The organism is Terriglobales bacterium, from assembly GCA_035543055.1.
Classification (GTDB): Bacteria; Acidobacteriota; Terriglobia; order Terriglobales; family Acidobacteriaceae; genus JAIQFD01.
In genome coordinates this window covers 1-10350 of record DATKKJ010000004.1, presented here as the reverse complement: position 1 = coordinate 10350, position 10350 = coordinate 1, and the positions used below count along the sequence as shown (strand labels likewise).

12 protein-coding genes are annotated in these 10350 nt (G+C 63.8%); 10 read left to right on the top strand and 2 right to left on the bottom strand.

The annotated features are described in order from the left end of the window. Nucleotides 1-403 (top strand): hypothetical protein (locus tag VMS96_00175; protein ID HVP41813.1); only part of this gene is annotated, 403 nt, incomplete at its 5' end. A 136-nt stretch (nt 404-539) separates the two neighbouring features. On the opposite strand, the gene glnA is transcribed toward VMS96_00175, so the two are convergent. After that, on the bottom strand, nt 540-1952 hold the full coding sequence (gene glnA / locus VMS96_00170) for a type I glutamate--ammonia ligase (protein ID HVP41812.1): 1413 nt from the start codon (nt 1950-1952) through the stop codon (nt 540-542). Nucleotides 1953-2264: 312 nt separating this feature from the next. On the opposite strand from glnA, the gene VMS96_00165 reads away from it, so the two are divergent. The 4 genes from VMS96_00165 to VMS96_00150 all read left to right on the top strand — a co-directional run bounded on the left by VMS96_00165 (nt 2265) and on the right by VMS96_00150 (nt 5828). Beyond that, nucleotides 2265-2870, top strand: coding sequence for a DUF1287 domain-containing protein (locus tag VMS96_00165; GenBank protein ID HVP41811.1), 606 nt, complete (start codon nt 2265-2267; stop codon nt 2868-2870). A gap of 9 nt (nt 2871-2879) precedes the next feature. Further along, complete coding sequence (locus tag VMS96_00160; protein ID HVP41810.1) at nt 2880-3779, top strand: LysR family transcriptional regulator; 900 nt, start codon at nt 2880-2882, stop codon at nt 3777-3779. Between the two features lie 108 nt (nt 3780-3887). Then, complete coding sequence (locus VMS96_00155; protein ID HVP41809.1) at nt 3888-4433, top strand: arginine decarboxylase, pyruvoyl-dependent; 546 nt, start codon at nt 3888-3890, stop codon at nt 4431-4433. Nucleotides 4434-4508: 75 nt separating this feature from the next. Next, on the top strand, nt 4509-5828 hold the full coding sequence (locus VMS96_00150; protein ID HVP41808.1) for an NCS2 family permease: 1320 nt from the start codon (nt 4509-4511) through the stop codon (nt 5826-5828). Between the two features lie 13 nt (nt 5829-5841). Here VMS96_00150 and VMS96_00145 read toward each other — a convergent pair whose 3' ends face one another. After that, a complete protein-coding gene (locus tag VMS96_00145) occupies nt 5842-6900 on the bottom strand; it encodes a deoxyhypusine synthase family protein (GenBank protein ID HVP41807.1) in 1059 nt (352 codons plus the stop codon). Nucleotides 6901-7020: 120 nt separating this feature from the next. Between VMS96_00145 and VMS96_00140 the strand changes: the two genes are divergently transcribed. From VMS96_00140 to VMS96_00120, 5 genes are all read left to right on the top strand, one after another. Continuing rightward, nucleotides 7021-7920: a carbon-nitrogen hydrolase gene (locus tag VMS96_00140; GenBank protein ID HVP41806.1), complete on the top strand. Its 900-nt coding sequence runs from the start codon at nt 7021-7023 to the stop codon at nt 7918-7920. A gap of 14 nt (nt 7921-7934) precedes the next feature. After that, nucleotides 7935-8987, top strand: coding sequence for an agmatine deiminase family protein (locus tag VMS96_00135; GenBank protein ID HVP41805.1), 1053 nt, complete (start codon nt 7935-7937; stop codon nt 8985-8987). A gap of 1 nt (nt 8988) precedes the next feature. Then, on the top strand, nt 8989-9336 hold the full coding sequence (locus VMS96_00130) for a VOC family protein (protein HVP41804.1): 348 nt from the start codon (nt 8989-8991) through the stop codon (nt 9334-9336). 74 nt (nt 9337-9410) lie between these two features. Further along, nucleotides 9411-9863 (top strand): (2Fe-2S)-binding protein, encoded by a 453-nt coding sequence (locus VMS96_00125; protein HVP41803.1) that lies wholly within the window; start codon nt 9411-9413, stop codon nt 9861-9863. After that, on the top strand, nt 9860-10350 hold a 491-nt coding region (locus tag VMS96_00120), incomplete at its 3' end, for a molybdopterin cofactor-binding domain-containing protein (protein ID HVP41802.1). The genes VMS96_00125 and VMS96_00120, both read left to right, overlap by 4 nt.

The following is a 10350-nucleotide window of genomic DNA, read 5'->3' as shown; positions in this document are numbered from 1 at the left end:
CGATGTCTTAGCGTTGATTCAGGTACTCGCCCTAGACGAACACGCTCACCGCAGTGAGGGCGGGCTCAGGGCCGAATTGCAACGTATGCCCGAATCGTCTGATTCGTGGGTATCTTTGGCGAGAGAGCACAAAGAACTTTTTCGCGTGAAAGAAGATGGTGAGCATGTCCTGTCTCTTGTTGCTAGGCATGTAACGCCAGAGGGAGCGGAGGGAGAGCGGAAACTTCAACCAGATCTGGTGCACAAACTATTGCAAACCGCCATTGACCTGCATGACCGGCAAGTGGCGGCAAAGGATTGGTGGAAGTCACTAATTCCGCTAATCGCTGCATTACTTGCGGGCATAATCGGGTCGGCAACCACGCTCCTTACGTTGTGGCTGAATGGCTGGTGTAAGCCCTAGAATCCAAGATTCGCCACTAGACCTCTTCTTCCGCCAGCGAAAAGGCCCGGCATGTGCCGGGCCTTCAATTGCTTCCTCGCGATTGCCGGCCGCAAGGCGCGGCAAGGACAGCCGGCCAGGGTGCCAGCGCTACGGGTTAAATGTCGTAGTAGAGGGCGAACTCGTAGGGATGCGGGCGCAGCCGCACCGCCGCCTCCTCTTTGTCCCGCTTGTAGCTGATATACGTGCCCAGCAGTTCTTCCGTGAACACGTCGCCCTTGAGCAGGAACTGGTGGTCGGCCTCGAGCGCGTCCAGGGCCTCGGCCAGGGAGCCGGGCATGGAGGGCACCTTGGCCAGCTCCTCGGGACCGAGATCGTAGATGTCCTTGTCCAGCGGCTGGCCGGGATCGATCTTGTTCTCGACGCCGTCCAGGCCCGCCATCATCATGGCGGCGAACGCCATGTAGGGGTTGCAGCTCGGGTCGGGAGGCCGGAACTCCACGCGCTTGGCCTTGGGGCTGGCCGAGTACATGGGGATGCGGCAGGCCGCCGACCGATTGCGCCGCGAGTACGCCAGGTTCACCGGCGCTTCGAAGCCCGGAACCAGGCGCTTATAGGAGTTGGTGGTGGGGGCGATGATGGCCGCCAGCGCGGGGCCGTGCTTGATCAGCCCGCCGATGTACCACAGCGCCAGTTGCGACAATCCCGCGTAGCCGTCGCCGGCGAAGAGCGGCTTGCCGCCCTTCCACAGCGACTGGTGGGTGTGCATGCCGCTGCCGTTGTCCTGGAAGAGCGGCTTGGGCATGAAGGTGACGGTCTTGACGTACTGGTTGGCCACGTTCCGCACGATGTACTTGTAGAGCATCATGTGGTCGGCGGAGATCACCAGCTTGTCGAACTTCAGGTCGATCTCGGTCTGCCCGCCGGTGGCGACTTCGTGGTGGTGGCACTCGACCTCCATCCCCGCCTGCTGCATGGTCATCACCATCTCGCTGCGCAGGTCCTGGTAATGGTCGGTCGGAGGCACCGGGAAGTAGCCTTCCTTGTAGCGCGGACGGTAGCCCAGGTTGTTCTCCAGCCGGCCCGAGTTCCAGCGCCCTTCTTCGGCGTCGATGAAGTAGAAGCCCTGGTTCTCCTTCTGGTCGAAGCGGATGTTATCGAAGATGAAGAACTCGGCCTCGGCGCCCATGTAGCAGGTGTCGGCGATGCCGGTCGAAGCCAGGTACATCTCCGCCTTCTTGGCGATGTAGCGGGGGTCACGGTCGTAGCGCTGCTTGGTGACCGGATCGATGACGTCGGCCACCATCACCAGGGTCGGCACCTCGGTGAAGGGGTCGAGCATGAACCAGGCCGGGTCGGGGATGAGCAGCATATCGCTCTCGTGGATGGCGGCCCAGCCACGGATCGAGGAGCCGTCCATGCCGAACCCTTCCTCGAACGAGTCCTCGCTGAACTGGTCGATGGGGTAGGAGACGTGGTGCCAGAGTCCGGGAAGGTCGGTGAAGCGCAGGTCGAGCAACTTCACTCCATTCTTCTTCACGAACTCCATTACGTCCTTGGGAGTTGCCATTCTTCGCTCCTTTTGCGCTTCGCGCAAAGTCTTGGAAAGTGCTGTGGTTACGTCGCTTACCGGGCAAAGTTCAAGAACTGGAAGAGGTTAAAGCCAGCTTCCGGCAGAATTCCCGCTTCACCGGGGCCCGGGTACACTACAATCCTCTCGATTTCCCCGGGACACTGCAGCTTACGTGGCGCTTGGCCGGTGGGGAAATTCATACTTTTTATGGGGCCGATAAGCTCCCGTTATTCCCAGAAACGCACCACGGAACCACAGGATCCCGCCGTAAAAGCCCCAACCTGTGGACGATTCTGGTCGGGGTGCGGCTTGCTCGTCGTCGCCCTGCTGGCTACAGGCGCGCTCGGTCAAGCACCGCGTCGGGTGCTGGTCCGCAAGCTGGTCGAGGCCGGCTTGGAGCGTACTGGCCATCAGGTCCGCTATGACGGAAGGTACGTCCGCATTGCCTATCCGGGGGGCGACGTACCGGCCGATACCGGAGTTTGCACCGACGAGATTGTGCGCATCTACCGGGCTGTCGGGATCGATCTGCAGAAGGAGGTGCACGAGGACATTGTGGCGCACCCCTCGGCCTACCCGCGACGCGGGAGCCCGCCTCGCCGGCGGCCCGACAGCAATATTGACCATCGCCGCGTCCCCAATCTCATGGTTTTCTTCTCTCGCAAGGGGCGGGTGCTGGCCAAGTCTTCGAGCCCGGATGACTATACGCCCGCCGATATCGTCACCTGGGATCTCGGGGGAGGGGTGGACCATATTGGCATGGTGGTGGACCGGCGGGGGCCATCGGGCCGCTATATGGTGGTGCATAACATCGGACAAGGACCGCAGGTGGAAGATGTGCTGTTCCATTGGCGCGTCACCGGGCATTACCGTTATTACGGCCCAAGCACTCTGGCCGAACCCGCCGTCCACTGAGTACACACTATGGACTTCGATCAGCTTGAGACATTCCTGGAGGTGGCCCGGCATCATTCGTTCTCCCGGGCGGCGGAACGTCGTTTCCGCACTCAGCCCGCCATCTCCGCCCAGATCCGGGCCATCGAGGAGGAGGTCGGGGCCAAGCTCTTCGACCGCTCCGGCGGCAAGGTGGCGCTTACCGCCGCCGGCAAGCTCTTTCAGAAGTATGCGGAAGAAGCCCTCGACGCCCGCCGCCGCCTCATCACTGCCCTGGGGGAGATGGAACGCGAGCCCCGGGGCGAGATCATCGTGGGGGCCAACGAAGGGACCTGCCTGTACGTCCTGCCGGAGGTGTTCGCCGAGTTCAAACGCCAGTACGGCGGGGTCGCCATTACCGTGAAGCGCTCGGAAAGCTCCAAGGTGCTGGAGAACATCGTGGACAACTCGGTGGACTTCGGAGTCGTCTCCCTGCCGGTGAACGACACCCGCTTGACCGTGGTCCCCATCCACAAGGACGAGCTGGTGGTGATCTGCGCGCCCCGCCATCCGCTGGCCAAGGGCAAGTCGGTGGCCATCGCCGACGTGGTCCAGTGCCCGCTGCTGCTGCCGCAGCGCGGGCGCACCCGCGACGCCATCGATGCCCTCTTCGATGAGCGCCGCCTGAAGCCCAATATCTCCATGGAGCTGGACTCCAGCGAGATCCTGAAGCGCTTCGTGGCGGCCGGCGTGGGGATCGGCTTCATCGCCCGCTCCAACGTCAAGGAAGAGGCGCAGCTGGGCCTGCTGGCCGCGCTCGCCATCGCCGACGCCCACATCAAGCGCGACCTCGGTCTGGTCTTCCGCAAGGACAAGGCCCTCAGCCGGGCCGCGCTGGCCTTCATCGACATCGCGGTGAAGCTGAAGCCGGACGTAAAATCAGCCCTGTAACCGCCCCTTAACAGTTCCCTTTCGCGCGGCGATTGCGCTTGTGTTACATTCTTGCGTTCTGCCTCAGATTTTGTGCGCTAGCGGAGGGTGTTCGAATTGGGAAAAGACATGGTCCCCAAGCGGCTGTTTCTCACCAAGGGGGTGGGAAAACACAAGGAGCGGCTGACCTCTTTCGAGTTGGCGCTGCGGGACGCCGGGATCGCCGCGCAGAACCTGGTCCGCGTTTCCTCCATCTTTCCCCCGCACTGCAAGCTGACCGCCCGTAAGGACGGCCTCAAGTACCTCAGCCCCGGCGAGGTGGTCTTCGCCGTGGTGGCGGAGAACTCCACCCGCGAGCCGCACCGCCTGGTGGCGTCGAGCATCGGCGTGGCCATCCCGGCCGACCGCTCCACCTACGGCTACCTGAGCGAGCACCACTCCTTCGGCGAGACTGACGACGTCGCCGGTGACTACGCCGAAGAACTGGCCGCCGAGATGCTGGCCACCACCCTGGACGTCGAGTTCGATCCCGACCGCTCCTGGGACGAGAAGAAGGAGATCTACCGCATCTCCAACAAGATCGTGCGCACCATGAACATCACCCAGTCGGCGGTGGGCGACAAGCGCGGCCGCTGGACCACGGTCATCGCGGCGGCGATCCTGATCTTCGACTGAAGTCGAAGTTGTAATTTGTAATTTGCAAAGTTGAGTGTTTCGAGAGCGGAGACTTTCAACTTTACAAATTACAAATTGCAAATCACCGATCCCATCTCACGCTATTTCGGATTCGAGCGGCACGGCACCAACCTTCGTCGTGAGATCACGGCCGGGATCACCACTTTTCTGACGATGTCCTACATCGTCGTGGTGAACCCCGCCATCCTCAAGACCGCAGGTATCCCCGCCGAACCCTCGATGGTCGCTACCATTCTGACCGCCATCTTCGGGTCCCTGATCATGGGCCTTTACGCCAACCGGCCGTTCGCCATCGCGCCCTACATGGGCGAGAACGCGTTCATCGCCTTCACCGTCTGCCAGGTGCTGGGGTTCCCCTGGCAAAAGGCGCTGGGCGCAGTGTTCGTGGCCGGCGTGCTGTTCATCCTGCTGACGCTGCTGCGGGTCCGCCAATGGCTGGTAGACGCCGTCCCGCCGGGCCTGCGCTACAGCTTCGCGGTCGGCATCGGGCTGTTCATGACTTTCGTAGGCCTGAATGAGACCGGCATCGTGGCGCTAGGCGTCCCGGGCGCGCCGGTGAAAGCCGGTCACCTGACTTCCCTGCCCGTCCTCCTCGCCATCGTCGGCTTCATCGTGATTGCCGCGCTGATGATGCGGCGGGTGACCGGCGCCATCCTGATCGGCGTGGTGATCACGTCGGTGCTGGCGTTTGCCACCGGTATTGCGGCTCCGCCACACGCGCTGCTCAGCCTGCCGCCCAATCCGGCGCCCATCCTGCTAAAGCTGGATCTGCGCGGCCTCCTGAGCTGGAGCTTCTTCCCGGTGGTGCTCACCATCCTGGTGATGTCGTTCGTGGACACGATGGGCACGCTGATCGGCGTCTCGGCCCGCGCCGGCTTCCTCGACGAGCACGGAAATCTCCCGCAGATCGAGCGCCCTATGCTGGCCGACGCGCTGGCCACCACCTTCGCCCCCCTGGTGGGCACGACCACCTCCGGCGCCTACATCGAATCGGCCACGGGCGTCGAAGCCGGCGGACGCACCGGCCTGACCGCCCTCGTCACCGCCGCCTGCTTCGCCCTGGCGCTCTTTTTCTCGCCGTTCGTGGCGGCCATCCCGGCCCAGGCTTTCGGGCCGGCGCTGATCATCGTGGGCCTGCTGATGCTCGCCCCCATTACCCGCATTGATTTTCACGATTACAGCGAGTTGATCCCCGCCTTCGCGGTGGTCGGCCTGATGAGCTTTACCTACAACATCGGCATCGGGATCACGGCCGGCTTCGTGCTCTACCCGCTGTTCAAGGTGGTGGCCGGCCGCAGCCGTGAAGTGAAGTCGGGGCTATGGGTTCTGGCGGGATTATCCCTGCTGTTTTTTCTCTTCTACCCGTACGCCTGACGAGACGGGGTCCTTACTTCTTCCCCAGCCGCTCCAGCACCGCTGCCACGATGATGGGCAGGCCGACGGTGGCGTCCAGGAAGACCTCGCCGAAGCGTCCGCCCTCCTGCGGGGGTACGAACTTGCCCCAGGAGATGGCCTCGCTGTAGGGGCTGCCGGAGAGGCCGCCCCAGTACACCGGCTCGGGACAGATGCGCAGCCCGTAGTGGTAGCGCTTGAGCGGGACGTCCTCGCCCCCGCGACGGTGGCGCAGCTCGATGAAGGGCCCGAACTGCTGCGCCCAGTTCCGCGGCACGCCGCCCCCGATGGTGAAAATGCCAAGCCGTTTCTGCTTGAGCAGCGTGTCCGCGAAATATTCGAGATCGAGGAACGGGTTGAACGGGATCTCGGGTTTTCTCTTCCCGCGCAGCTCGATGTTATGCAGCGCAAAGTCCAGGCCCAACTCCGAATCGGTGAATGCGGGCACGAACACCGGGACACTCTTCTCGTAGGCCGACTTCAAGATGCCGCGCGCCTTGGTCGTGCAATACAGGTGTTCTCCGATCGCCCGATTCAGCTTGTAGGAGCAGGCGACTTCCTTCGGGTCCCACTTCTTCAGCACTTCGCCGAAGACCGCTTCCACGTGGTTGAGGTTGGTCTCCGGCTCCAGGGTGTCGTAGACGCGGTTGTAACCCGCCTCGTACAGCTCGACGTCGTTCATCCTGGGGTCGTAGCGGAAGTGCTCGCATCCGGTGGCCTCGACCAGGCCGTGCGCCATCAATGCTCCGGTAGAAACGATGGCGTTCACGATGCCGTGCTCGATGAGGTCGGTGATGATCAGCCCCTGCTTGGCGACGGTCATGGCCCCGGCCAGGGTCATCACCACGAAGCAATCCTCGTCGCGCGCCATGGCTTCCAGCACGTCGGCCGCCTCGCCCAGCTGGCGTCCGGTGAAGGCGGTGTCGGCCATCGCCCGCACCAAGTCGTCGATGCTCCCTGTCTTCCGCAGATCCAGGGGATACACCGGGCTGAGCTTGTCCTTCTTGGGATCGTGCAGCTTGCGCTCGATTCCCGAGCCTTGGGATTTCTTCAAGAGCACCTCAAGTTGTGCACGGAATGGAACGTAGAAAACTAACTTGCCGCCATCATCCGCGTCAATGATGTTGCTGACGACTGGCGACTGACGACTGGCGACTGCTATCCTACCGGCGCGATGCTGGAAAGATTCAAGGTCGGCCTCATCCAGATGTCCTGCGGCCCTGACCCGGACGAGAACCTGCGACGCGCCTGCGACTTTGTGCGCGACGCCGCCGGTCGCGGCGCTCACATCGTCTGCTTGCCGGAGCTGTTCCGGACCCAGTATTTCTGCCAGCGGGAAGACGCGGCCTTGTTCGATCTTGCGGAACCCATCCCCGGTCCTACGACCCAGGCCATGGCGGAGCTGGCGCGGCAAGCCAAGGTGGCGGTCATCGCTTCGGTCTTCGAGAAGCGCGCGCGGGGGGTCTATCACAACACGGCGGCAGTCCTGGACAGCGACGGCACCCTGAAGGGCCTCTATCGCAAGATGCACATCCCCGACGACCCGCTCTACTACGAAAAGTTCTACTTCACGCCCGGCGACCTGGGTTTCAAGGTATTCGACACCCAAATCACGCGCCTGGGGACGCTCGTCTGCTGGGACCAGTGGTATCCGGAAGGAGCGCGCCTGACCGCCCTGCAGGGAGCGAATGTTCTCTTCTATCCCACCGCGATCGGCTGGCATCCGGGAGAAAAGCAGGAGTTTGGCAAGGCGCAGCACGATGCCTGGAGGACGATCCAGCGCGCCCACGCCATCGCCAACGGTGTTTACGTGGCAGTGGTGAACCGGGTCGGGCATGAGACCGGCAACATCCGGGGGCAATCGGCTCCCGGCGAGGGCCTGGATTTCTGGGGCGGGTCGTTCCTGTGCGACGCTTTCGGCACCGTGATCGCGGAAGGCTCCCACGACAAGGAAGAAGTCCTGGTCGGGGAGGTGGACTTGAAGAAGCTCGAAGAGGTCCGCCGCAACTGGCCCTTCCTGCGCGACCGCCGGGTGGACGCCTACGCCCCGATCACCAATCGTTTCCTCGACTGAGCCCGACACGCAACGTGAAACGCGAAACGCGCAACGTCTTCCGCATGCCCGCCGAGTGGGAGCCCCACTACGGAACCTGGCTCGCCTGGCCACATAACAAGACGGACTGGCCGGGCAAGTTTGTGCCCATCCCCTGGGTCTATGCCGAGATCGTGCGCCACATCGCGGCGGTCGAGCGCGTACTGCTCATCGTCGACAGCGCCGATGCGCGGGAGGACGCCCGCAAGGTCCTGGTCCGGGCCCACTTGTCGCTCGACAACGTGGACTTCTTCACCTGGCCGACCAACCGCGGGTGGCTGCGCGACAGCGGGGCCATATTTGTCTCCGACGGCAAGCGGCTCACCGCGCTCGATTGGCGCTTCAACGCTTGGGCCAAGTACGACGACTGGCGCCTGGACGACAAGCTGCCGGCCCGCATCGCGGCCCGCTTCAAGCTGCGGCGGGTGCAGCCCGCCAGCGACGGCCGGCGCATCGTGCTGGAAGGCGGCAGCATCGAGGTCAACGGCCGCGGCGCCCTGCTCACCACAGAAGAGTGCATGCTCTCCCCCGAGCAGGCGCGGAATCCCGGCCTCACCCGCTCCCAACTGGAGGAGGTCATTTCCGAGTACCTGGGGGTCAGGAAGACCGTCTGGCTGAATCGGGGCATTGCCGGCGACGACACTCACGGCCACGTCGACGATATCGCGCGCTTCGTCGGCCCGAGCACGGTGGTCGCCGCCTTCGAGCCCGACCGCTCCGATCCCAACCACGAGCCGCTCCAGGAGAACTTCGAGATCCTGCGCCGCGCCACCGACCAGGACGGCCACGCCCTCCAGGTCATCAAGCTGCCCATGCCGGCGCCGGTCTGGTTCGACCGCCAGCGCCTGCCCGCCAGCTACGCCAACTTCTACATCTGCAACCAGCGCGTGCTGGTGCCCACCTTCAACGACCCGAACGACCGCCTGGCTCTCAACATCCTGGCCGACGCCATGCCCGACCGCCAGGTCGTCCCCATCTACTGCGGCGACCTGGTGCTCGGGCTGGGTACGCTGCACTGCATGACCCAGCAGCACCCGGCGGGCGGCTAGCGTGCGGTTCCATTTCGATTGCGTCTTCTACTACGTCTCCGACCTGGACCGGGCCGTGCGCTTCTACCAGGACGTACTCGAGTTGAAGCTCACCTCCCGAGACGTTGTGGCTCGCTTCCATCTCGATGGGGTACTGGTCGAGTTAGTGCCGCGGAAGGAAGGGGCCCTCGAGGGCAACGGCAACGCCCGGCTTACCCTCCGCGTGGCCGACATCGAGGCCGCGGCTGCTAATCTCCGCGTGAAAGGCGTGGCTGTTTCCGCGCCCCAGCCCAAGGCCAACGGCGTGCTCGCCACCCTGCGCGATCCTGACGGAAACGAGATCTGTCTTTGGCAATATTCCACACCCTAGAAAGTCTGCTCTAGTCCTTGCCAATCCCCGCTACCCGGGAGCAAACTTCCGACGACTTTATCCGGGAGGCTGCGATGGCATTCAAGCTCTCGATCAACGGTAAGCCGTATTCCGTGGAGGTCGCGCCCGACACGCCGCTGTTGTGGGTGCTGCGCGACCACTTGGGACTGACCGGCACCAAGTATGGCTGCGGCATCGGCGTCTGCGGCTCCTGTACGGTGCACCTGGATGGCGAAGCCACCCGCTCCTGCCAGACCGCGATCTCCCAGGTCGGCGCCAGGAAGGTCACGACCATCGAAGGGCTGGCTGACGGCAAGGTCCAGCACGCCTGGATCGCCGAGCAAGTGCCGCAGTGCGGGTACTGCCAGTCAGGGCAGATCATGACCGCAGCGGCGCTCCTGGCCAAGTCGCCCAGGCCGACCGACGCCCAGATCGACGATGCCATGTCGCCCATCCTGTGTCGCTGCGGGACCTATCAGCGGATCCGGGCGGCGATCCACCGCGCCGCCGCGGGAGGTGCGCGATGAAAACCTCTCGTCGCGAATTCATCAAGGTCAGCGGCGCCGCCGGCGCCGGCCTGGTGCTTGCGTTTCATCTGCCCTCGACCACAGAAGCCTCGAAGCTGGCAAACCCGCAGTTCGCCCCGAACGTCTGGCTGCGGATCGATCGCGACAGTAAGGTGACGATCACCTGCCACAAGTCGGAGATGGGCCAGGGTGTGCGCACTTCCCTGCCCATGATGGTTGCTGAGGAACTGGATGTCGACTTCTCGAAGGTAGTCGTCGAGCAGGCGATGGCCGACCCGAAGTACGGCCAGCAGTTGACCGGCGGCAGCACCAGCGTGCGTACCACGATGGAGAAGCTGCGCACCGCCGGAGCTACCGCACGTGCCATGTTGGTGGCGGCAGCAGCCAAGGAATGGGGCGTTCAGCCATCCGCGTGCCACACCGAGCCCGGTTTTGTAGTCGGGCCCGCGGGCAAACGCGCCGGCTACGGGGCGCTGGCCGAGGCAGC

What these genes read in the sequence shown, in the direction of transcription:
- glnA (HVP41812.1), bottom strand. Translation starts at nt 1,952, where the DNA reads ATGGCAACTCCCAAGGACGTAATGGAGTTCGTGAAGAAGAATGGAGTG.
- VMS96_00160 (HVP41810.1), top strand. Translation starts at nt 2,880, where the DNA reads ATGGACTTCGATCAGCTTGAGACATTCCTGGAGGTGGCCCGGCATCAT.
- VMS96_00155 (HVP41809.1), top strand. Translation starts at nt 3,888, where the DNA reads ATGGTCCCCAAGCGGCTGTTTCTCACCAAGGGGGTGGGAAAACACAAG.
- VMS96_00140 (HVP41806.1), top strand. Translation starts at nt 7,021, where the DNA reads ATGCTGGAAAGATTCAAGGTCGGCCTCATCCAGATGTCCTGCGGCCCT.
- VMS96_00125 (HVP41803.1), top strand. Translation starts at nt 9,411, where the DNA reads ATGGCATTCAAGCTCTCGATCAACGGTAAGCCGTATTCCGTGGAGGTC.